The sequence below is a fragment of the Orenia metallireducens genome (assembly GCF_001693735.1).
Taxonomy (GTDB): domain Bacteria; phylum Bacillota; class Halanaerobiia; order Halobacteroidales; family Halobacteroidaceae; genus Orenia; species Orenia metallireducens.
The window spans coordinates 604,038-627,807 of the sequence record NZ_LWDV01000008.1 but is presented as its reverse complement, the minus strand read 5'-3'; the positions used below and the strand labels follow the sequence as shown (position 1 = coordinate 627,807).

Here is a 23,770-nt window from a genome sequence, read left to right as displayed (position 1 = left end):
TTGATTACCCACTTCTTACTATTCACTTCTCTCTCCTGGATAATACTCTAATAAATGCTCTTTAATCTCTTGTCCTATACTAATCTCTAGCTCATTACCCCACCTCTCTACAGAGACTTCACTTCCATCACTGGCTTCATAGTCCCAATACTGAACTCTTTGACCAGTCTTAGCTCCTACCCTTCCTTCTGCTCTAATATTGGCTTTACCATCCTCAATTAGAGTATATTCTTTGCCTTCATAAGTCAACTTTTTCAGAATTTCATTCTGTAGCTGGGTATACAGCTGATGGTTTACATCCAACTTCTTATACAGACCTATCTCTAACTCATCATCATCTTCAGCACCTAACCATAGATGCTCTTGTCCATCAAAGAGATGATAATCATACCATAGATATCCACCTTCTTCATAACTTAACTTCCCTATTACTTTATATTCTGCTAAATCGTATTCTACAATATCTCCTATCTGCAAATTCAGTGGATTTCTAGCTTCAACCTTATTTTTCTTCTTTGGTTTAGATTTAAAAAGATCAAAAAAGCCCATAACTCGCCTCCTTCAATGAGATTGTCTTATTTTAGACAAACTTAAATAGTAAATTTTCAATTTCACAATTGGTATTATAATTCCTATTTCTTCTACTCATTGCTTACTAGTATATATTATATTAAATTTACTATGTAGATAAAAGGTAATCTAATATAAATTAAAAATTAAAATTTTACTAAATTATTTCTTATATTTCTACTTAATGTCTAATAATCCTTTTTATTTTTAATATATCTCAATATTATATACCTAATTTATTCTGCTATAGATATGTTAGCTTAAAAACATTTTGATACCACGGGATATATTTCCAATTATTTTATCTACCCTATCTTGACATAAAAATTTGTCTAACTGCTCAGACTAATAAGAGTATCTATAAATCATCTCCTCATTAAAAAAATAATATTGGGAGGAATCAATTTAAATGAAAAAAAATTCTAAAATAATGATTGCTGTATTTGCTACAGTACCCTTCTTAATGGTATTAGGAAACTCTATGCTTATCCCAGAATTTCCCAAGATAAAATCTGCATTAAATATCAATCAATTTCAAGTTGGACTTATGATTACCCTCTTTTCAGCATCAGCTGGTCTGGCTATCCCTTTATTAGGATATCTCTCAGACCGATATGGCCGCAAAAAGATTATAATTCCCTCTTTAATCACTTATGGAATTGGAGGAGTAATTTCAGGTGTAGCTGCTATTATGTTAAAAGAGAAGGGATATTATTTAGTTCTAGTGGGTAGAATCATACAAGGAATAGGAGCTGCTGGTACTTACCCTATCGTCATAGCATTGGTTGGAGATATATTTCAATCTAACGAGCGTAGCTCTGCTTTAGGAACTATCGAAGCAGCAAATGGTTTAGGGAAGGTTATGAGCCCTTTATTAGGTGCAGCAGTAGCCTTAATTTCGTGGTATGCTATCTTCTTCTCTTATGCTCTATTGGCTGTTCCTATCACTATAGCCTTCTTCTTTATCATTAAAGAACCAGAAAATAATACTAAAGAACAGAAGCTAAAAGATTATATCAATGATATTAAAAAGATTTTCAGCGAAAAAGGGGCTTCTCTATTCTTTAGTTTATTAGCTGGAGTTACAGTACTCTTTTTACTCTTTGGAGTATTATCTCATATTTCTGATGTGCTTGAGACTAAATATCATATCAAAGGGTTAAGGAAAGGTCTATTAATCTCCCTGCCCATCCTTCTTATGTCCACTAGCTCTTATCTCTCAGGGGCTTATCTTAAAAAGAAAGGTAAGGGATTTAAGAAGGTTATGTCCTTGGGACTATTAATAGATTGTATCGCATTAGCTATCTTACCTTTTTTGGATGGTCTAACACTTTATTTAGTATTACTTGCTCTATTAGGAGTAGGAAATGGAATAGTACTACCAGCTTTGAATACCTTAGTCACTAGTGCTGCTGGCAGTGGTCAAAGAGGAGGAATCACCTCTATTTATGGTAGTGTCCGTTTCTTAGGTGTAGCTGCCGGTCCACCAGTATTTAGTTTACTCTATGAAATCAATAAAACAGTCATGTTTTTAACAGCTTCTGGAATAGCACTAGTAGTCTCAATTCTAACTTATATCTTCCTTAAAGAAGATATATTATTAGCAAAAGGTCAGGATAATTAATTATCCTGACCTTTATCCCTATCATTATCTTTCTTATTTACATCTAAATACTTACTTATATAATAACTATAATTATCAAAAACCTTAAAGTTTGAATTAGTAGGATGTTTTTTTAATAGCCATAAAAAGATAAGCAATAAAATAAACAGTATCCAACCCATTTAACCTTCCTCCTCCATTAATTAATCAGCAAAGAATATAGCTGATAAAAGATAGCAGTTAAACCTGCTGCTACTAAAGGTCCTGTTGGAACACCATCAAAAAAAACTATTCCAATTATCGACCCTAATAACATCCCAACTATCAATTCAGGATCTCGCTCTAGCAGTACAATTCCCATTCCCACCACTTTAGTTGCTAATAAGCCACTAATTAAAGCAAAGAATGCTGTAATAGATTTATAACTCTTTATTATCTCTACTAAGGATATACTCCCATCGACTAAAGGAACCATTACAGATAGTAATAAGAATAATAAACCTATCTTTATACCAAAATTATCTAAAACAACTAAGAGATTATCTAACCTAATCAGCTTTAAAGTAAATAATACTATACTTGCTAATACCAATAGGTCTGACTTCGATAGTAGACCTATACTGAATATTATGATAAGAAAGGCATAGCTCGTATTCACCAAATCAACTCCCTTAATCCTACTTAATAAAATTTTATGTAGGCAAGAGAAGAAATAGAATAGTATCCAACTTTATATAATTTTAAATCAAGGCAAAATTGACCAAATAAAAGACTGAGGTATTATAACCTTCACTTTAGAGTTATAGATGTGTGAATTTAAAATGAAATCTTATGGGTATATTGCGACACTTTTCACTTTTAAAAAATAAACAAAATCTTAGGTTTCACCCCAAGACTACTTCCTACGGGGCGTCCTTGATGCACCTCAAGAATACTTCTTCAGCCGTAGTTCTTCGGGTTTAAAAAGATAACCCTCCGTGGCAACGCCCACTCGCTACGCAATTAATATTAGTTGAGATTAAGATAGCTAAGATTCCTATTTCAAAGATTATCTTATAAACTATTATTTTTTAGAATACTTGCTCTGCTCAAACATTAATTTTCTTCGCCTTAAAACCTTTTAATTATTAATTTTTAACCATAAAAGTATCATAATATCTCTCTATAAAAACATATTTATGTTACATTCTAGAGTCATAAATCTATAAGAATATAGATTATTATCATTAATTATAAAAAGATGGCTTAAGCCATCTTTTTAGTGACCTATTAAATTCTTATCTTTCCTTCACAATAACTAGGTACTACCCCAAACTCTCGACCTTCTACTATATAATCAATATCCTCCTCTTTACCCAAAGAGATTAAATTCTGCCCACTTTTAGAGCCTTTAATCAGGTTCAATAGATTATCCTTATTCTGCAAATAAATCTGATAAGCTACCAAAGCTCTATCACTTAATTTAACCTCTTTACTAGCAGACAGCTTAGTTATAGCCTTACCCGCAGTAATAAAATCATCTAAAGCAAATTCTCCATGGGTTCCTGCACAACAGAATACAACCTTCTCTTTATCCTGGAGATAGTTATTAATAGCTTCTAAGTTTAACAGAGAAAGAACTACTACTTCTTGAGCACTCTCTAACCTAGCAAAGCATTTAGTTCCATTGGTAGTAGTTAAGATAATATTTTTATTCAGCACTACCTCTTGGCTATAAGCCCTTGGAGAGTTGCCCAAATCAAACTCTTCAATCTTAATCCCTCCCCGTTCACCAGCAACTAGGGCTTTTTTTGCCAAGCCCCTCTTTAACCTCTTGGCTTCTTCAATACTAACTACAGGAATAATATCCTTAGCTCCATTAGCTAAAGATGTTACAATAGTACTTGTTGCCCGTAAAGTATCAATAACTACCGCTGTTTTATTCCTCACATTGTCTTCTTCAATCCTATCTGCAGAAAATATCACATCTACTTCCATAGATTAACCCTCCATTTTTATTCTATAATATAACAGATTATATTAAATAAACTCCAATGAATATATTGTTGCTTAATGGATATATTGCGACACTTTTCACACCTCATCCCCAACCCTTCTCCTACTCTTAGGAGAAGGGAGAAAAGTAAAAGAGAAAGAGCTTCCCCTCCCATTAGTTAAGGAGAGACTGGTTGTGTACGAAGAGTAATTGAACTGTATTACTCGTAGGGGGATTAAGAGGTGAGGTGTGAGGTTTTGAACTTGATTTTTAACTATAAAAGTGTCCCATTATCTCTATATTATATCAATTTTTATACTATCATAAGAATTTAATCTAGTAAAGTTATCAGACATCAATCTCTATAACAGTTTCATCAGATGTATCTAAATTTAAAGTCTTCCTAAAGGTATCTCCTCGTAAACCTGTACGAAGAGATTCTAAGGCTAAAATATCACGGGTATCAATATTTCCTAGGTTAACATTATTCCCTAACATATTAATAAAATATACCTGCTGTTTCTTCAAAGGTGCTTCCCAAATAATATCGGTAGGATGAGGACTGTCTAATAATAATCTCTGTAATTTAAACTCATCGGCTTCTCCACTTTCATTATAGATTGATACACCCTTACCTGATTCTCTAGCTTCAACGATTACCTTATAAGCCCCATCAGCTACATCCCTTTTTAACTGCTTAATCATCTGACTGACCTTAAAATCTTCATCTTTGTCCTTCTTACCAATCTCAGCAAAAACTTTAAATTCGAGCTCTTTAGCCTTTCTAATAATAATACTCCTTAAATTAGAAGTTAAATCAATAGTTCCATCAGATACCTCAATAGCATTAAATCCTAATTCTTTAGCCCTATATAAATACTCTTCCCACTTGTTTTGGACAATTGCTACTTCTAAGAAAGTACCTCCAGGATATATATCTACCCCATAATCTTTAACTAATTCTATCTTTCTCTTTAATAAATCCTTAGGATATAACCCTGATGTACCAAAACTTAATTTTAAAAAGTCTATATATTTTGAGGAAATCTCTAATAAATCTTCGGTCTCATATAGCCCTAAGCCCTTATCTAATACCATAGTCAAACCATTTCTTCTTGGCTTCTCTTCCCTTCCAACTAGGGGAAATTCCATATCTAGATTCCACCCATTATTAAAATCTCTATTCATTCTATCACACCTTTACAGATTATTTTGATAGTTAAATGATTAACTATCCTAAGCTAGAATATCTATAATTTCATACCTATAAATATTAATGTTACTCCTACAATGATAACTCCCATCTGCAATAAAGAAAATTTACCTGCTAAACCTATTAGCCCTAAACTAGTGACTAAAATCATTACTGTAGGACCCACTAATGCCAAAAATGAATTAATTTGAAATGCAGTCTCCCTTGAATTAAATTTAAACATCAACAGTGCTGCTGTAAACTCAATCATTCCTGAAATAAATCTAATCATCGACATACTTAGGACAATCCTATCTTTTATAAGAAACATAGCAATCACCCATATTTCATATTTGATTAGTATATATATACTCGACACAAAAGAGAAATATGAGCTTAAATAATGGTAATTGTTAACGAAGTCTATCTAGATTAACTTTAGATATTACAAAAACATCTCAAATTGACCATATAAAAAGCCAGTTACTCTATATAGAGTAACTGGCTTTTTATATGGTCAATTTGGCATAAACTCCTTCTTATAGCCTGCAACCACTAATTTTATCTTATTATAGTCAATCTCATCATTAACTAACTCTTTAATTTCTTTTAAAGTTTGATATCCTACTTTAGCAATGGCAGCTCTTATCTCTTCTAACTCACTAGCAGAGATAAATCTTCTCGTATCAATCTCTACTCCTGACTCTATTAGCTTTGATAAATGGTCTACTATTGTTCCCACTGCTAACCCTCTTTCTTTTGAAATATCTTCTAAGGGTAGTCCACATTTATATAAGTTAAAAGTCTCCTCATAGGTTCCATCTAAACAAATAGGAGTTTCTATCCTATCTAATTCTGGTTCAACCTGTAAAAATTCTTGAATAACTTTTAAAAAAGATTCACCATACCTTCTATAAGTAACCTCTCCAAAACCTCTGACCTTTAACATCTCTTCTCTATTCTTAGGTAATCTCCTTACGAGCTCTTCTAAAGTCTTATCATGGGCTATAATAAAAGGAGCCTGATTAAATTCTTTAGACAATCTAGTTCTTAAATCCTTCAATTTATTCAACAGTTCTAATCTAGCCTGATTAGCTAAATTATTTATTTCTTTCTCTTCTCTAACCAAGTTCCAATCTAAGTTATAGGGCTGATGTAGGATCTTATAACCTGCCTTAGTAATTTGGACTGTAGGATATCTGCCCATATCCCTTTTAAGGTATCTAGCCTCAATCAATTCCTCTATTATGCTAATAATATCTTCATAGCTAAAATCATTGACAATTCCGTAAGTAGATACCTTGTCCAAGCCCCTCCCTAGTAACTTCTTTGATTTGGAGCCTGTCAATACCTTGGCTATAGTAGTAACTCCAAATCTACCACCAAGCTTAATCACACAACTTAGAATCTTTTGTACTAAAATACCTAACTCCTTAGTTATAACTCTAGTCTGCCTAACTTCATCACAATTATCACAACCTGGACAGTAATTTAAGGCTTCTTCATCACCAAAATAATTTAGTATATATTGATGGCGACATTCTTTAGTACCTATATACCCCTTTAACTCAGATAATTTTTGATACTTATTCTTTTTAAGATATTGTAGCTGTAAATAATCTATCTCCAATTGCTTAGGCTCTACCTGCTCTAAAATCTGATAAGTTATCTCTTGGTCTTTACTAGAAATGCGCTTTAAATAACCTTCTTTTCTTAATAACCTCAATGTAGCATCAAGTGCTAGCTTACTAGGGAGATTTCTTAGCTGAAGGTAAAGCTGATTAAAATTAACCTCTACCTCTTGTTGATTTTGAGCTAAGAAGAAAGAATAAACCTCTTCTACTATATCCTTCTGTGGATAATCATTATCGATAAAGAACTCTCTTAAGTCACTGTCTTCTTCTTGATAAAGAAGTATACATTTACTAGCAAAACCATCCCTGCCTGCTCTACCGATCTCCTGATAATAGGCCTCTAAAGTACCAGGCAATTCATAATGAACTACAAGCCTAACATCAGACTTATCAACTCCCATTCCAAAGGCATTTGTAGCTATAACAATATCATAACTTCCTGCCATAAAGAGTTCTTGAGATCTTCTTCTCTCATGAGATTTCATTCCTCCATGATATCCTATTACTGAAAATTTATCTTCCAGAAAGGCTATTATCTCTTCTACTCTATTTCTAGTTCCTACGTAGACAATTGCAGGCAATGGATTATAAGTCAATATGCGCAATAGTTCTTCTTTTTTAACAAGCTCATTCTCTACCTGCTTTACTTCTAAGTAGAGATTTCTTCTCTCAAAGCCCTTTATCAATAATTTAAAGTCTCTTAAACCTAAGCCCTTAATAATATCTTTTCTAACCTCAGGAGTAGCAGTAGCTGTTAATGCAATCAATCTAGGATTACCTAACTTCTTTCTTACTTGCGCTAGTTTCAGATAACTTGGTCTAAAATCATGACCCCATTCAGAGATACAATGGGCTTCATCAATAGCAAATAAAGCAACCTTTACCTGAGTTAACCTATCTAAAAAAACATTAGATTCGAAACGTTCTGGAGCAATATAAATAATATTATAATCTCCTTGTATAATCCCTTTTAATCTCCTCTGTTGCTCAGACCAATTTAGGGAACTGTTAATATAAGTTGCTCTAATACCTCTAGATCTCAAACTATCTACCTGATCCTTCATTAAAGAGATTAAAGGAGATACTACTACAACCAGACCAGATAAGCAAGTAGCAGGCAATTGATAGCAAAGAGATTTACCACTTCCTGTTGGTAAGATAGCTACTAGATCATTACCAGCAAATAAATACCTCAATACCTCTTTCTGCCTAGGTCTGAAATCATTATATCCAAAATATCTCTTTAAGTTCTGGTAAAGAATCTTAGGTAATACCATGATTACTCCCCTTTATTAAAGATTAATAATTAAATAAGTTAATATATTTAAACTTAATTTATAACAAGTTATTCCTCTAAAAATTCTAAGAAGAATGCTATAAATATCCCTATAAATAGACCTAACATAGTACTGATAGCTAGATTTAATAGCTTATTTGGTTTAATCGGAGTTTCAGGAACGATAGGGAAATTAATAACCTCTAACTCTTCCATGTTATTTAATTGTCGAATAATGTCTTGCTTTCTATTAATTAAAGATACATTTATCTCCCTAATATTTCTTAACCTGTCATTTATATTACTACCAATGATAACTTTATCACCAACAGATAATCCCATATCTTCTACTTCTCTAATTTCTTCATTATTTTCCTGTAATTCTTGATTTATTTCAGAAATTTCAGCATTAATAGCTGCTAAATAGTCCAGTCTTTCTTGCTGTGCTACTTTAAACTTTCTAGAACTATCCTCTTTAAATAGAGTTAATAGCCCACTAAGTATTAATTCTGATCTCTTAGGATCATTACTCTTAAATGAAATAGCTAATAGAGTATCTTCTATTTCATTAATCTCTAAATTTTCCTCTTTAAATTTATTAAGTTTATTTAAATCATAGCCTAATTCAAATTTATTATTTATCTCTTTCATATAATCTAAACTCTTAATCTTTTGTTTAGCATAATTTATATTAGAATATTGAGCACTAGAATTACTAAGCTTAATAACTGCCTCAGATTGATAGACAGGTTTTAATAATAAATTTAGTATCATACCAGATAATATCCCAAAAATAAGTATCCCAATAATTAAATTTTTTCTCTTAATCATTATACTAAGGTATTCTCTTAAATCAATTTCCTCGTATTCTACTACATGATTCCTATTTTCCATTCGATTTCCTCCTAAATTATTATATTGAAAAATGGGATGACTTTAACTTATTGGCCTTTAATTTAATCGTTTTATAGATGGATTTTCTAAATTTACAGCTCATCTAAAGATCATTTACCATCCCAATAATACTTTTTGGAGATTAAAAACACAGACATTTTATTATAATAAATTTAAGAAAAATAGTCAAGCATATGATATACTTGACTAAATTAATTTAGATCTTTATTTAATTAATTAGTTACAGGAACAATTATTTTAATTACTCCTTCTTTTAATTCAATATTAGCCTTATTATCATCAACCTTAGTAGGTAAAGAAATACTCTTAATTATACAGTCTCTATCTGCTGAATGAATCACTATGCTTTCTTCACTTATTGATATCTCAATACTTTCTAAATCAATATATCCCAAACTAATTCTAATTATTAAAGACTCTTCCTCTTCATAAATATCAACTGTAGGATCTGCCATTTTACTGTATTCAATCATACTTTCATCACCAAATAAATTGATCCTATCCCGCAAAACATTGATTTCACTAAATGGATACCAATTCTTTGTCTCCATTTAAATCCCTCCCTTTAACTATTCTTAAACTAACTAATCGAAAGTCAGCACTAATAGATGTAATATATTTAAAATTTTCAAAAACTTATTTGTTCATCTCTACCATGATACATCTATTGATAATAGACTTTATCCCCAAGTGTTCACAGTATCTCTCTGCATCTTCAAACTCTGATCCTGGTTGCATCCAAATATATTCTATCTTTAAATAACTAGACTCCTTTACTATCTTTTTGGTAATTGAAGGGGGCACAACTGTAACAACTACATCAATCTTTTCCGGAACTTTTGATAAATCATCATAACAGCTTGTCCCTTCTATCTGCTCATTATTAGGGTTAATAGGATAAACTTTAATATTATGATTCTTTAAAAAATTAAACACCTTATAACCGTACTTATTTTTGTTATTTGATGCACCTACCACTGCATAAGCCTGTTTTTCTAAAGCAGGTTGAACATAATCCATATCAGTCTCTCCCTTCAAGCAAGTTACTATATAAAGCTAATATTTCTAAAAATCAAACTAAGAGGCACAGCTTTAATGATAGTTCAAATTTGTAATAATAACTAATTTTAATTAGTACTTTAATTTATTCTTAGTATACTTTATCTTCAGAAATATTATAATAATTAATAATAAAATATAGCTAAAGATTGATAAGAGGTGATAAACAATGAAATGAAGAACAGTGTCTATCATCCCCCTGATTTTAGCTCTATTTATCAGTCCAGTTTTAGCTCAAAAACCTTTAAAAAACTCTATTAGCCCAGATGAATTTTATCTATTGGCTAAAATAATTCATGCTGAAGCTAGAGGAGAACCTTTTACTGGAAAGATTGCTGTAGGAGCTGTAGTTCTTAATAGAGTCAAAAGCAAAGAGTTTCCAGATACCATTTCAGAGGTTATTTATCAACCCTTAGCTTTTACCGCTATTAGCGATGGTCAATTCCAATTAGAACCTGACTCTGAAGCATCTAAAGCTGCCATCTCAGCTATAGATGGAGTTGATCCTACTAATGGAGCTCTATTCTATTATAATCCTCTCAAAACTACTTCTTCATGGATTTATAATAGACCAGTAGTTAATCAAATAGGTAATCATGTCTTTGCCCAATAAACTGAAAAATAACAACAAATTGAATCAAAGGAAAATATAAGTCAATTATAATAAATGTTTCCTTTGATTCAAAAATATTTAAATTAAAGTTTCTAAATTAATTTGAATCATTAGATATTTTTGCTCTTGAATAAAAATTTATAAGCCTCAAGACAGTAACTAACCCCAGATATAATCGTCAAAGGAAGGGCTATAAATATAGTATACTTGAAGATAGAAAAATTTAAAATATAAGCAGCTGCAGTTACATACAATAAGAAAGTAGCTGATTTACCAAACTTGCTTGGACTGATAATATCATCACTATTAAAATAAACAACACAAGAGCCAATTAATATAATAAATTCTCTAACTAAAATGACCCCAATAATCCCTCTATGAATAGAGTTATTAATTGCTAATATAATAAATACCGAAATCATAGTTAATTTATCTGCCAAAGGGTCTAATAATCTCCCTAAGTGAGAAACTTGATTATATTTTCTAGCCACATACCCATCAAGTAAGTCCGTTAATCCAGATATAGCAAATATCATTCCAGCAATCATAAAGTTATTTTCATAATTACTAAAAAAGATGATGATGAAAAAAGGCAATAGTATAATTCGACTCAAAGTTAGAAGATTAGCCACATTCATATTGTATCCTCCCAAAATCATTTTCCAACAAAGTTAAAATATACTTCCGATAACTTTACAATTTCTTCTAAAATATAAACCATTATATATTAGGTTTATTAAACTATGTATAATTATTAAATTTATATAAAATATATCAAATTCTATCGATAAATATAAACTTTTAAATAAACACTAAATAAAATCAATTTAAAGATAATATATTAAACATTCCCATTCATTAATTCACCATACCAAATTTTACTACAAAAATAAATAATAAAAATCAAAATTTAACTAAATTATGTACAAAAAATTTATTATATCAGAGAGTTTCATCAACTATTGACTATCAGCAATAGCCAATTATGAACTCCCTGATATAAGGGCTTGAAAAATAATTAGAATCTAAAGATTAACAATATTAATTTAGAGAACTATCCTCCCCAACAATAAATTCTCCACCAGCCAATTCACTATTAATCTTATTAAGTAGATTATCAAACTCTATTCTCATAGTGATATTTTGATAGCAACCTGGACACACTAAATTTTTATCAATCAAATAAGCCCATTTTTCTTCTCCATAACTACTCTGTAAATCATAATTTTTTCTAAAATAAGAGTCAATTCTCTCTCCACATTTATTACACTTTACATGTATATCAATTAAGTCTTTACCACTCTTAGTATCATCAAATAAAAAAAGCTCCTTTATTTTTGAAAAAAATCCCACAATTATCACCTCTACCTCTAATACTTAATAGAGAATCTAATAAACTCATTACTTGCTGCTATCCATTTAACTTTACATTCTTCAATTTCAGCACCAGAAGGTCCTTCTTCTAAAAATTCTATTAGTTCTTCCAAAGCCTCTTCTGTTCCTTCTGCCACAAGTTCTATCTCTCTACCCTGCACACTACGTATATAACCAGTAATACCTAACTGAGTAGCTTTTTTATGGGTATTAGCTCTATAACCTACCCCCTGAATCCTTCCTTTAACAATTACTTTTATTGCTTTTAAATCACTATTAGGCATAAATTAAAATTCCCCCTACTATTTAAAAATTAATTATTTTGACAAAACCATAACTAAATATTATATAAAACTAGAAAATATTTCTCCCTATTTATCACTTTCGATAAATAACTATATATCCCTTTTTATCATCAAAAAAATTTTATCTCTTGTCTAAATTAAACAATTCAAAAGAATAATTTTAGTAAAGAAGCTAATCTCAATAAAGACTTGTGTGAGTTGTAATTTAAATATACATTATCCACTTATCCTAATATTTATACTAAATATATTAAAATAGAAACAGAAAATAGATGACCATGAGATTAGCTAATAATAGTTAAAATGTCTATTTAATAAACTTTATTATTAAGATTAAGTTATTTCGGTTAATCTATACATTTAAATTAAAATTTAACAAATATATTAAGTTATTTAGATATACAGTTTCAATTATATAACTAAATAAAAACCAGTTAATCTTAAGATTAACTGGTTTTTATTTAATAAGAATATATTTAAAAATATTTTATAAAATAACTTTTTAATTACTTATTAAATTAATCATTCTTATACTAAAATATTTATTAATTATTATCCAAATGGTTCAACTAAATAAATTTAAATTTATTTTAATATAAAGTATTCTTTAGAAATTCATATTTTTGATAAATTAAAGAAAATAATTTTAATTAGCCTATTAATTTAGCTAAAGTCTCTTTAACTTTTTCTGGTTTAATAGGCTTTACTATAAAGTCCTTTGCTCCAGCTTCAATAGCTTCTAATACCATAGGTTTTTGCCCCATAGCACTACATACAACAATCTTTGCATTTGGATCTACTGCCATGATACCTTTAGTAGCTTCGATACCATCCATACCAGGCATAGTGATGTCCATAGTTACCAAATCAGGTTTTAATTCTTTATATTTTTGAATCGCCACCTCACCGTTCTCTGCAGTTCCTACTACTTCATAACCATTCTCTTCAACTATTTTGGCAAGCATCGTTCTCATGAAATTCGCATCATCAGTAATTAATATTTTCTTTCCCATCTTTATCCCTCCTAAAATCCTCTACACATAATATAGTTATTATATTCTAAATTATACAATTTATTTTATTTAATTATTTTTGGATAACCATATATATTTTATTACACCTAATTGAAAAAATCAAGATTATAAATAGATTTAATCACTAATCCTTCTATTCTAACCATCTTTGGTAGTTAGATACTCTTCTACAATACTTAGATAATCTAAAAAGATTAATCCTCTACTACCTATTCTATAACCGTCTTGAAAAATCTTCTTATAAGGAATACTCTTACGACCACCAGCTAACATCTTAGTCCAACATTCATCCAATAACTCAAAGGGCAGATAATAGCTCTCATTTAAATTTGTAAAATGGACAATTAAAAATCCTACACCACCATTCTCAACCCAATTCTTTAAAAAGTAGTATTGATGCTCCTTAACATTATTTAAATCTAACCTAGTATCAACATTGGTCTCTTTAGCATCAAAAGCAAGAGGAACTCCTCTAAATACACCAATATAATCTACTGTAGACTTCTTTTCATAAAAACCATTATTAATCTTTCCAGTCCTTGAGTCAATATTTAAAACCTTAACTGGAGTAGGTATCTTCTGAATAACTCCCATCTGTTGTAAAGCATATTGTTTATTAGATTCTTCAATCATATCTTCTAATAGTTGTCCACGACTACCATAATACACCTATAATATCCTCCTTAAAAAATAAGCTGCTAATCTAATACTGAACCAAATAATTGCTACTATAAATAATAGTTTAACTACTTTATCCCAAAAATTTATCAAGCCTGAAAGTATAAAATTGTACAAAGACTTTCTACTACCACTCCGAATATACATGATAAGTACAGTGATAACTATAGCAGCTACTCCAAGCAATAGTTTAATTAGTTCTTCATTCATTACCTCACCTCTTGACCTTACTTTTATAAATACTACTACAAATCATGCCTATATAGATTTGTGAATCTAAAATGAATTTTATCCAATATAGTATCTAGAACATATAACTTTTGTCTATAACTTAATATAATTATAAAACTTTTATAGAAATATTAATACTGGAAAATTTCAGTCTAAGTTCACGAGACTATATAGTCATCCAACTTTAGAGTGAAATCTATAAACACAACCTCACCCCTAACCCCTCTTCTCATATCAGAAGATTAGAAGAAAAGAATATTTTAGTCTTCTCTCTTCGAATCTATCAAGCACTTCGTAATAAAAAGCATTCCCTAAGATAGGAGAGAGCACTTGCCGATTTTATACGCAAGGGAATGGGTGTATACCCCCTGTAGGGTGCGACAGGTTGATAAACCCAGAGAAGTTAGAGTGAGGTATGAAAATTGTTTTAAGCTCTCTTGTTAAATTTTTTAAAGTTGTTTGTCTATATTTAGCTTGAAGATTCTAAAATAATTTATAGCTAACATCTAGTTCATAATTTCTACAATATTATAAATATCCAGATTAAATTATCCTAATCTTATATTATTCATAATTAATGATAACTATGTTATTTTTTGTCAATTTGCTTGATGATGTAAGTAAGTAAATCTTCTTATTATCAATATCTAAGTCTATCTGATAAATATAATTCTTTAATGATACCCTATCTACAAGAGTATTATCTTTAATAGAAAAAGTATAAATACTCTTATCATCACCAACTACAAATAATAAATTATTCTGATTGTCAAATGCAAAATCTCTAGGATATGAATCAGTAGTAAGATTTTCTATAAAGTTTAGATTAAAATCTTTATCTATACCAACAACCTTAACATAATCAGGATATTCAGTGATTATATAAAGCAAATCCTTTTCTTCTAAACTAGACAAGATTAATTTTTTTATAGATAAAATTCCCAAATTACTAATAGGCTGAGATAAGTCATCTAAAGAATAGATTAAGACATCTCCAAAAACCTCATCTATTAATAAATACTTATCTCTTATAAAGATTACTCTCTCTACAGAAAGAAGCCTACCTTTATTACTTAACTTAAACCTATCATCAATCTTCTTCTCTTTAATATCTAATTTTAAAAGATTATACTCTCCCTTAACATTTAAATAAGCATATTTATTACCTATAGCTACATCTATTATCTTTTCATCAAAATTATACTTATGAATTTTCCAAGTAATTAAATCAATTTGTATTAATTGTTTACTATCTGGAGAAAAAGTAAAGATAAAGTTATTATCTTTACTTAATATCAATTTTTTAGGTATAATATCTAACTGAATCCTTTTAATTATCTTTTCTCTTTTACTATCTAGGACTAATAATTGCTTTTGACCTTTATTACTAATATAACATCTAGTTCTTTTAGGGTCTTTTACAATATCTATTAAATTATCCTCTATTGCAATCTCTTTAATACCTTTTGACCAAGTTTCAATCATCTTTTCATTACTTAAAGAGAAATAACCCAATTTATTAATCACCATAATTTGATAAGTATAATATTGGTTACCTTCAATTTCATAATCAATATAAGAAGTTAATTTAGGATCACCTATCTCAGCTATAACCTCTAAGTTATTATCTATATAGAGATTATTACTTCGAAGAATCTTATAGACATAAAAATCATCCTTCATATAGCTTGACCACCTAATTAAATTACCTGATTCTATAGATCTGTTCTCTACCTCTTTTAAGGTAACTTTTTCAGGATAGCTCCCTCTAACAGCGAAAGGAAATTTATAATTAATCTCTTGATCTTTTCTATCAGTTATGATTACACTAATGTAGTAATCACCTGGTATCTGTGGAGTCAGATAAATAATTTTATTTTGCTTTTGGGATAATATCTCCCCTCCATTACTAGACCATTTATAATCCAGACCCTGATTAAAACCTTCAATTAATACCTCTTGAACCAATTTGATAGTAAACTCTACTTTGGTATTTCCTATGAAATATCCAGCTTTATTATAAAATTCAGATTCAATTACAAAGTCATCTATAACTAGAGAATCATTGCATCCTGTTAAGATTAGTATAATTATAACCAATAAAATTATAAGTTTATTTTTACTTAGCAATTCCATTAATTTTACCTACTCCTATCAATAAACCTTAGTTATCTTAGATTAAATTTGATATATATTTTAATCAAAAATTACTGATTACCTTCATAAACACTTTCTGGATCAATATGTACAAGTACCTCTTCAACACTAGGGTGTAACTCTTTAATCTTATCTCTAACCTTAACAGCTACCTTATGACCTTCCACAACGGTTAAATTATCTGCTACTACTGCTTCTAAATCCACAAAAATTCGCGGACCATAAGACCTTAATTTAATATCACCAACCTCAATAATATTATCTAATTTCTCAACTTGTAACTTTATCTCTTCCATTTTATCCCAACTAGGAACAGCATCCATTAATTCGTCTATAGCATCAAGCAGTACTTCAAAACCCAATTTGATAATAAATATAGCTACTACTAACCCAGCTAAAGGATCTAAAATTGGATAACCGATAATAGCTCCTCCTGCTCCAATTAGAGCAGCTATAGAAGAAAAGGCATCTGATCTATGGTGATGGGCATCAGCCATAATTGCTTTACTACCAATCTTCTTTCCTACCTTTATAGTATACTTATATAAGAGTTCCTTAGATATTATTGATAATACAGCTACCCATAAAACCATCTTGCCTGGTATATCAATCTCCCCTGAAAAGATAGTTTCTAGTCCCCCTTTAGCTAAGCCAAAACCTGTTAAAATTAAAACAATCCCCAATATTTTTGTTCCAATTGACTCAGCTTTGCCATGACCATAAGGATGGTCTTGGTCTGGAGGAAGCTCAGAAATTTTCATGCTAAACATTACTACTACTGTAGAAGCAATATCAGATACTGAATGAAAACCATCAGCTACCAAAGCTTTACTTCTAAATATAAACCCCACTATAATCTTGGCAATTGATAAGACTGTATTTACAATCAAGCCAACAATACTGACCCTTTTACTTAAATTATACCTATTATCATACTCCATCTCTTCACCCCATTAAATGAAACTAACAGTTGAACAAGAATTATCAATTATATTTACAAAAACCAAATATATCTTGTTCATTTATATGAGATTTTATACCAAAAAATAAAGTTATACCAAGATAAAAGAGAAGACTAATCTCAAACTTACTGTTTAATATTTAAGATATCATACTTGAATTTTTTTATCAATATTTTAATGGTTTTTATTATAGTTTTATAATTCTAGAGTTAAATTCAAATATGTCTTGATAAAAACGATAATGCTACACTCTCTTAAAATAAAGAATTGAGGAAGAAAATTAATATTTGAATGAAGTAAATATTTAAGTTTAAGATAATCTTTAAATTAGGACTCTTAAATATCTTAATTTCAATGAATGTTGATTTCGTAGTCAGTGGGCTCTACCGTGGAGAGTTTTTGTTATTTAAAACTTGTAAAGATGTTTCTTCCTAATTGATCTGGTTTTACCATAGAAGGTTCTATAAACCTGTAAGTTTGGTTGCTTTCTAGAAGTAAAAGCGACGCAATATATCCGTTAACAGTTACTATATACTTAAATTCAATTCGCATAACAAGTTAACATAATTTACTACTATCAACAGATCAAATTTTGAATCAAAAGTAATAACAATAGAATACTCCAATTATCCTACTGAAATAATATATATAAGCCCAAAGAAGTTGACAAGTAAGAAGCAACAAGTAATAAGACTCTTTTAATATACATACATAAGATATTTTTTATAATTGTAAATAGATATTATATTTGAACCTCTATCAAAAATTCTCCCATCCTTTTTGGAATATTTGGTTACAGAAAAGAAATATGATAAAATAGATATGTTATTTTATAATTTTGATTCATTCTAAATTTATATAACTATATTTTAATTAACTCTTAAAGGAGGGTTTTATCCCTATGTTTATAAACGAAGAACTCAAGAATAATCTTAAAAAAATCTGTGGCTCAAATGTAAAGTTTGACGAACCACTAAAAGAGTATACTACCTTTAAAATAGGTGGACCTGCCGATATATTAGTAATACCTAATAGTATTAAAGAACTCAAAGAAGTGCTTGGCAATATTCGAGATATAGATATTCCTTTCTTCATATTAGGAAAGGGTAGTAATGTCATAGTTGGAGATAAAGGATTCAGAGGTATCGTAATTAATACTGAAAAACTAAACCGAATCAAGGTAGAAGGAAAGGAGATAATTTCAGAGACAGGAATACTTCTATCAGAGGTATCAGACACGGCTTTAGAAGCAGAATTAACAGGATTAGAGTTTGCTAGTGGCATTCCAGGTAGCTTAGGTGGAGCTATCTACATGAATGCTGGTGCTTATGGTGGGATGATTGAAGATGTAATCAAAGAAGTAAAATGTTTAAGTTATACTGGAAAAGAAATCATCCTTTCTAAGGATGATTTAAAATTATCTTATCGCCATAGTATCCTACAAGATGAACCACTAATTGCTGTTGAAGCTAAAATTGTTCTAGAATATGGTGATAAAAAAGAGATTAAAGCAAAAATAGATGACTTAACTGATAAGCGCTGGACTAAACAACCTATGGAAATGCCTAGTGCTGGTAGCATCTTCAAAAGACCTGAGAATTATTATGCCAGTGCATTAATTGATGAAGCTGGACTTAAAGGAACTAGAGTCGGTGAAGCTGAAGTATCTAAAAAACATGCAGGATTTATTGTCAATTTAGGTAATGCTAGTGCAGAAGATGTTAAGAGTTTAATCAAAATAGTCCAAGATGAAATCTATCAAAGAAATGGTGTCAAATTAGAGGTAGAACCAAGATTTATTGGAGAGTTTACAAAATAAATGGGGAGGGCTTAAGCCCTCCCCATTTATTTTGTAGTAGAGCTTATACTATTATAACTTAAATTATTTTTTTTAAAATATTTAAATACCTCCCAATACATCTTTATACGGGAGATTATCCCTATAATAAATCCTCTCTTTTCCTCTTTCATTCTATGAGTTAGCCCCTCTAACAAGACCTTTTCTACTTTTAATTCCTTTTCTATAACCAATTTAGTCAAGTACAGCTCAGCACCAAATTTAGAATCCCTTAACTCTTCATAAGAATCGATTATCTCTCTTCTCAACGCTCTCTGACCTGTTAAATATGGGGTCAATCTTTGGGCAAAATCTGTATTCTCTCTACCTCCTGAAAACAAACCACAACTCATATCAGCCCTTCTTGCTATAATTGGTGCAAGTAATTTTTTAATATGCTTTTCTCTTAAATTAACAAGATCTGCATCTAAAAACACTATCACCTCTGCAAGTGTGTTCTTCATCCCAATAGTCATAGCTGCTCCTTTTCCCAAATTTTTAGGTAGTGCAATAGTTTTAACCCCATAATCTAGAGCTCTTTTAACAGTACCATCCTCTGATCCATCACTTACTACAACTATTTCGTTAAATAAATTACTCTCTTGTGCTACTTCTATTACCTCTCCAATTGTCTCTACTTCATTATAAGCTGGTATAATCAATGCTATATCTTCACCCAAAACAAATCACTCCTTATGTATTTAACCTTAAAAAATAAAAGAAGCCCCTTCTTCTTAGAAGGAACCCCTTCAATTAAATAATTATCTCAACTATATATCTACTCTCCTATCTTCAACTCTTCAAGGGTAACAGTAATAGGTTTTAAGTTCTTATCATTATCCATAATCAATAGTTTTAGCTTAGCACCTATCCCCTTCTTATTAATTATTTCTTTTAAATCGTTCATATCCCTTACCTTCTGATGGTCTGCTTCCACAATAATGTCATTGTGGGATAATCCAGCTTTATCAGCAGGGCTATCCATAATTACCCTAGCAACTAAGACCCCATGTTCTACTGGTAAACTATAATAATTGATAATCTCTTCAGTTAATTTAGTACCATAGATACCAAGCCATGGTCTCTTAACCTTTCCATATTTGATTAAATCACCAATAATCTCTTTAGCTTGATTGATAGGAATAGCAAAACCAATACCTTGGGCATCTCCAATGATTGCAGTATTGATTCCTATTACTTTGCCTTGGCTATCTAATAAAGGACCTCCACTATTACCAGGATTGATTGAAGCATCTGTCTGGATTAAGTTCTCTAAAATCCCATGCTTTCCTGCCCTAATCTCTCTTCCTAAAGCACTTACTACACCTGTAGTAACTGTATTACTAAACTCTATTCCATAAGGGCTACCAATAGCGATAGTCAACTGTCCTGCTACCAATTCATCAGAATCTCCCAACTGAGCTACTGGTAAATCTTTCCCCTCAATCTTAATTACAGCCAAGTCATTTCTAGGATCTGAACCTACCAACTCTGCTGTAAATTTACGCCCATCAGAGAGTAAAACTTTAATCTTATCAGCACCATCAATTACATGATTATTTGTTAAAATATAACCCTCTTTATCAATGATTACACCAGAACCAAGCCCCTCCTTCTCTTGAGGGACTGGATTATAGAAGAAGTCCCGTACGATTTCAACATCTCTGGTTACAATACTAACTACAGCAGGACCTACCTGCTTAACTGCCCTTTTGACTGCTTCTTCTTGGGGAACAACGATCTTATTTATAACAGCTTTTTGAGAATTATCTTCCTGCTTACTATCATTCCAAAAAGCATTTGCTGTGGAGTTATTAAGTACTATATTTCCTATTAAAATACCAATTAGCAATAAACTAGTATAAAGCACTATACTCTTTTTGATTTTTTTCATCTTATTTCATTACCTCCTTGCCTTTTTTTATATTATAAATGCAAAATTTTACGAAATTATGACATAAGGTAAAAAAAGTTAAATCCCAAAAACCCCTCCCTTCGAGTTTTAAGAAACTCTTCGTGATAATAAAGTTTCTCAAAAAAATGAAACTTTATTTATCTGTAATATACCAAAATTAAGAATATAGCAAAAAGTAATAGGTTAAATCCCAAAAACCTCTCCCTTCGAGTTTTAAGAAACTCTTCGTGATAATAAAGCTTCTCAAAAAAATGAAACTTTATTTATCTGCTACTAATAAACTAAAAACAAAAGTAGAACCTTTTCCAACCTCGCTCTCCACCCAAACCTCACCTTGATGATGGCGAATAATCTCTCTAACAATAGATAAACCTAAACCTGTCCCACCTCTATCTCTAGTCCTAGCCTTATCAACTTTGTGAAATCTATTCCAGATGTTATTTATCTCTTCAGCTGGAATCCCTGGTCCAGTATCCTTGATCATAACAAGAACCTCATCATCTTCTCTTCTAGAGACTACCTTAATTCTCTCCCCCTGCGGAGTAAAATCAATAGCATTGCTGATAAGATTAATTAATACCTGCTCAACTCTATCTCTATCTGCAAAGACTGGAGGCAGATCATCTGATAGATCAATTACTATTCGCAGATTCTTCTCTTTTATCTTAGGCATTAAATTTCTAATTGAATTCTTAATTATCTCCTTTAAATCCAAAGTCTCTAGCTCCATTTTAATCTGTCCCAGCTCTATTTGAGACAAATCTAATAAATCATTTACCAACCTAATCAGCCGCTTAACCTCTGATAAGATAATCTGATAATATTCATCTTTATCCTGCTCACTTTCATATACTCCATCCCTTAAAGCCTTAACAAAACCTTGTATCGAAGTTAAAGGGGTTCTTAACTCATGAGAAACATCAGCTACAAATCTCCTTTGTTGTTCTTCTTTCTCCTGCAAAGATGCTATAGTTTCTTGTAATTTATCAGCTAAATAATTGAAGGATTGAGCTAACTGACCGACTTCATCTTCAGATTCAATCATTACCCTCTCATCAAAATCACCATGTGCCATATTAAGTGAAATTCTCTGCATCCTCTTTAATGGTCTTGAAAAGCTCTTAGATAGAGTAAAACTCAAAATTAAAGTTAAGAAAATAGCTATTAAGGCTGCATATACGATCAGTCTCCTTAAGTCATTTAAGGTTGAACCTATTCCTGCTAAAGGTGAATAGACAAATACTGCTCCAACTACCTTCTCAGCAAAATTAATAGGTACCGCTACAAATAACACAGGCTCTCCAAAATAATAGGAAAATCCTCTCTTTTTAACTATCTTTCCTTGAAAGACCTGTTTAACCTCATTTTTATTCAATCTAACACCTTGTAATTCTTTCTGCTGTGTAGTTACTAAAATAAGCCCTTTAGAATCAACTATCCAGACATTCCCTTCAAAAAAGCGCTGTGAATCCCTTAAAAAGAAGAGAGTTTCATCATAATTTCCTTCATAAAGAGAACGCTGTACCAACTTAGCTATCTTATTACCTTGGTCTATAAACTTCTTTTCAGTACTCCCATAATAGTAGTTTTGAAAGAGATATGATAAGGAAATAGCCAAAATAAATAATGTTACTAGAATAATTATAGTAAACCTAATCATTAACTTTCCTGATATCGTATCAATGCCCCTTGACAGTTTCAAATTTGTAGCCTACCCCCCATACTGTATGGAAGTACTTATAATCTTCTATCTGTTCATCAATCTTCTTCCGCAACCTCTTAATATGAGTATCTACAGTCCTAATATCACCAATAAAGTCAAACCCCCATACTCTATCTAATAATTGCTCTCTACTAAAGACCTGCTTCTCGTGCTTGGCTAAAAAATAAAGTAAATCATACTCCTTTGGAGCCAGTTCTAAAACTTCACCTTTTAGTATCACCTGATGCTTTTTATTATCAATCTTCAAATTGGGATAAGCTATTAATTCTTTACCCTTACTTGAATCTCCAACTCTTCTTAAGATAGCCTTCACCCTTGCCACTAATTCATCAGGGTCAAAGGGCTTGGTGACATAATCATCAGCTCCTATTTCTAGACCCTTTAGTTTATCATCTTTCTCCCCCTTTGCTGTTAACATCAAAATAGGGATATTGGACTCTTTTCTAATCTCATTACATACCTCCCAGCCATTCATCTCTGGTAACATTATATCTAAAATGACTAGCTGAGGATTATCCTCATAAAACTTATCAATAGCCTCTTGCCCATCATTGGCTATAATTACTTTATACTCTTCTTTCTTGAGATAAATCTCCATCAACCTACATAAATTTTTATCATCATCGACTACTAAAATCTTATTTTGCATAAGTATCCTCCTATACTAGATAATTTCCAGTTATTATATATTAATTTTATTATATACAAGGTATTAGT

The 23,770-nt window shown here is 30.7% G+C and carries 25 protein-coding genes; 3 read left to right on the top strand and 22 right to left on the bottom strand.

Annotated elements, in window-relative coordinates; genetic code table 11:
- Positions 1 to 18: 18 nt before the first annotated feature.
- Positions 19 to 549, bottom strand: coding sequence for a DUF4178 domain-containing protein (locus U472_RS07780; RefSeq protein WP_068717142.1), 531 nt, complete (start codon positions 547 to 549; stop codon positions 19 to 21).
- A 430-nt stretch (positions 550 to 979) separates the two neighbouring features.
- Here U472_RS07780 and U472_RS07775 point away from each other — a divergent pair, with 430 nt between their 5' ends.
- Entirely contained in the window at positions 980 to 2,194 is a 1,215-nt protein-coding gene (locus U472_RS07775; protein ID WP_068717140.1) for an MFS transporter, read from the top strand.
- On the opposite strand, the gene U472_RS16775 is transcribed toward U472_RS07775, so the two are convergent.
- The 9 genes from U472_RS16775 to U472_RS07735 form a co-directional block, all read right to left on the bottom strand.
- The gene (locus tag U472_RS16775; protein WP_176714126.1) at positions 2,191 to 2,355 is read right to left on the bottom strand and encodes a hypothetical protein; all 165 of its coding nucleotides are present in this window, start codon (positions 2,353 to 2,355) and stop codon (positions 2,191 to 2,193) included. The two genes, U472_RS07775 and U472_RS16775, sit on opposite strands and share 4 nt — an antisense overlap.
- A 17-nt stretch (positions 2,356 to 2,372) precedes the next feature.
- On the bottom strand, positions 2,373 to 2,831 hold the full coding sequence (locus U472_RS07770; RefSeq protein ID WP_068717138.1) for a DUF441 domain-containing protein: 459 nt from the start codon (positions 2,829 to 2,831) through the stop codon (positions 2,373 to 2,375).
- A 611-nt stretch (positions 2,832 to 3,442) separates the two neighbouring features.
- Entirely contained in the window at positions 3,443 to 4,150 is a 708-nt protein-coding gene (locus U472_RS07765; RefSeq protein ID WP_068717136.1) for a 2-phosphosulfolactate phosphatase, read from the bottom strand.
- 346 nt (positions 4,151 to 4,496) lie between these two features.
- The gene (gene comA / locus U472_RS07760) at positions 4,497 to 5,336 is read right to left on the bottom strand and encodes a phosphosulfolactate synthase (RefSeq protein ID WP_068717134.1); all 840 of its coding nucleotides are present in this window, start codon (positions 5,334 to 5,336) and stop codon (positions 4,497 to 4,499) included.
- A 62-nt stretch (positions 5,337 to 5,398) separates the two neighbouring features.
- The gene (locus U472_RS07755; protein ID WP_068717132.1) at positions 5,399 to 5,671 is read right to left on the bottom strand and encodes a YqhV family protein; all 273 of its coding nucleotides are present in this window, start codon (positions 5,669 to 5,671) and stop codon (positions 5,399 to 5,401) included.
- Positions 5,672 to 5,857: 186 nt separating this feature from the next.
- On the bottom strand, positions 5,858 to 8,251 hold the full coding sequence (locus tag U472_RS07750) for a RecQ family ATP-dependent DNA helicase (protein WP_068717130.1): 2,394 nt from the start codon (positions 8,249 to 8,251) through the stop codon (positions 5,858 to 5,860).
- Positions 8,252 to 8,319: 68 nt separating this feature from the next.
- A complete protein-coding gene (locus U472_RS07745; RefSeq protein WP_068717128.1) occupies positions 8,320 to 9,144 on the bottom strand; it encodes a Wzz/FepE/Etk N-terminal domain-containing protein in 825 nt (274 codons plus the stop codon).
- Positions 9,145 to 9,377: 233 nt separating this feature from the next.
- The gene (locus U472_RS07740; RefSeq protein ID WP_068717126.1) at positions 9,378 to 9,716 is read right to left on the bottom strand and encodes a hypothetical protein; all 339 of its coding nucleotides are present in this window, start codon (positions 9,714 to 9,716) and stop codon (positions 9,378 to 9,380) included.
- Positions 9,717 to 9,801: 85 nt separating this feature from the next.
- A complete protein-coding gene (locus U472_RS07735) occupies positions 9,802 to 10,185 on the bottom strand; it encodes a CoA-binding protein (protein ID WP_068717124.1) in 384 nt (127 codons plus the stop codon).
- A 223-nt stretch (positions 10,186 to 10,408) separates the two neighbouring features.
- On the opposite strand from U472_RS07735, the gene U472_RS07730 reads away from it, so the two are divergent.
- Positions 10,409 to 10,837 carry a cell wall hydrolase gene (locus U472_RS07730; RefSeq protein ID WP_068717122.1) on the top strand — a complete coding sequence of 143 codons (429 nt, stop codon included), beginning with the start codon at positions 10,409 to 10,411 and terminating at the stop codon, positions 10,835 to 10,837.
- Positions 10,838 to 10,947: 110 nt separating this feature from the next.
- Here the strand turns inward: U472_RS07730 and pgsA are convergent, their stop codons facing one another.
- From pgsA to U472_RS07690, 8 genes are all read right to left on the bottom strand, one after another.
- Positions 10,948 to 11,475: a CDP-diacylglycerol--glycerol-3-phosphate 3-phosphatidyltransferase gene (pgsA, locus tag U472_RS07725; RefSeq protein WP_068717119.1), complete on the bottom strand. Its 528-nt coding sequence runs from the start codon at positions 11,473 to 11,475 to the stop codon at positions 10,948 to 10,950.
- Between the two features lie 403 nt (positions 11,476 to 11,878).
- On the bottom strand, positions 11,879 to 12,190 hold the full coding sequence (locus tag U472_RS07720) for a hypothetical protein (RefSeq protein ID WP_068717117.1): 312 nt from the start codon (positions 12,188 to 12,190) through the stop codon (positions 11,879 to 11,881).
- Positions 12,191 to 12,207: 17 nt separating this feature from the next.
- Positions 12,208 to 12,495, bottom strand: a complete 288-nt coding sequence (locus U472_RS07715) for an acylphosphatase (RefSeq protein WP_068717115.1) — start codon at positions 12,493 to 12,495, stop codon at positions 12,208 to 12,210.
- A 671-nt stretch (positions 12,496 to 13,166) separates the two neighbouring features.
- On the bottom strand, positions 13,167 to 13,529 hold the full coding sequence (locus U472_RS07710) for a response regulator (RefSeq protein WP_068717113.1): 363 nt from the start codon (positions 13,527 to 13,529) through the stop codon (positions 13,167 to 13,169).
- A 159-nt stretch (positions 13,530 to 13,688) separates the two neighbouring features.
- Complete coding sequence (locus U472_RS07705; RefSeq protein WP_083189811.1) at positions 13,689 to 14,219, bottom strand: Holliday junction resolvase RecU; 531 nt, start codon at positions 14,217 to 14,219, stop codon at positions 13,689 to 13,691.
- Positions 14,220 to 14,438, bottom strand: a complete 219-nt coding sequence (locus U472_RS07700; protein WP_068717111.1) for a hypothetical protein — start codon at positions 14,436 to 14,438, stop codon at positions 14,220 to 14,222.
- Between the two features lie 585 nt (positions 14,439 to 15,023).
- Complete coding sequence (locus U472_RS07695) at positions 15,024 to 16,595, bottom strand: YncE family protein (protein WP_068717109.1); 1,572 nt, start codon at positions 16,593 to 16,595, stop codon at positions 15,024 to 15,026.
- A gap of 71 nt (positions 16,596 to 16,666) precedes the next feature.
- Complete coding sequence (locus U472_RS07690; RefSeq protein ID WP_068717107.1) at positions 16,667 to 17,557, bottom strand: cation diffusion facilitator family transporter; 891 nt, start codon at positions 17,555 to 17,557, stop codon at positions 16,667 to 16,669.
- Positions 17,558 to 18,479: 922 nt separating this feature from the next.
- On the opposite strand from U472_RS07690, the gene murB reads away from it, so the two are divergent.
- Positions 18,480 to 19,397, top strand: a complete 918-nt coding sequence (gene murB / locus U472_RS07685; protein WP_068717105.1) for a UDP-N-acetylmuramate dehydrogenase — start codon at positions 18,480 to 18,482, stop codon at positions 19,395 to 19,397.
- Positions 19,398 to 19,423: 26 nt separating this feature from the next.
- On the opposite strand, the gene U472_RS07680 is transcribed toward murB, so the two are convergent.
- From U472_RS07680 to U472_RS07665, 4 genes are all read right to left on the bottom strand, one after another.
- The gene (locus U472_RS07680) at positions 19,424 to 20,095 is read right to left on the bottom strand and encodes a glycosyltransferase family 2 protein (protein ID WP_083189810.1); all 672 of its coding nucleotides are present in this window, start codon (positions 20,093 to 20,095) and stop codon (positions 19,424 to 19,426) included.
- A gap of 98 nt (positions 20,096 to 20,193) precedes the next feature.
- On the bottom strand, positions 20,194 to 21,309 hold the full coding sequence (locus tag U472_RS07675; RefSeq protein WP_068717103.1) for a S1C family serine protease: 1,116 nt from the start codon (positions 21,307 to 21,309) through the stop codon (positions 20,194 to 20,196).
- Positions 21,310 to 21,589: 280 nt separating this feature from the next.
- Complete coding sequence (locus U472_RS07670; RefSeq protein ID WP_068717101.1) at positions 21,590 to 23,032, bottom strand: sensor histidine kinase; 1,443 nt, start codon at positions 23,030 to 23,032, stop codon at positions 21,590 to 21,592.
- Positions 23,010 to 23,702, bottom strand: coding sequence for a response regulator transcription factor (locus U472_RS07665; RefSeq protein WP_068717099.1), 693 nt, complete (start codon positions 23,700 to 23,702; stop codon positions 23,010 to 23,012). Before U472_RS07665 ends, U472_RS07670 begins: the two co-directional genes overlap by 23 nt.
- Positions 23,703 to 23,770: the final 68 nt, after the last annotated feature.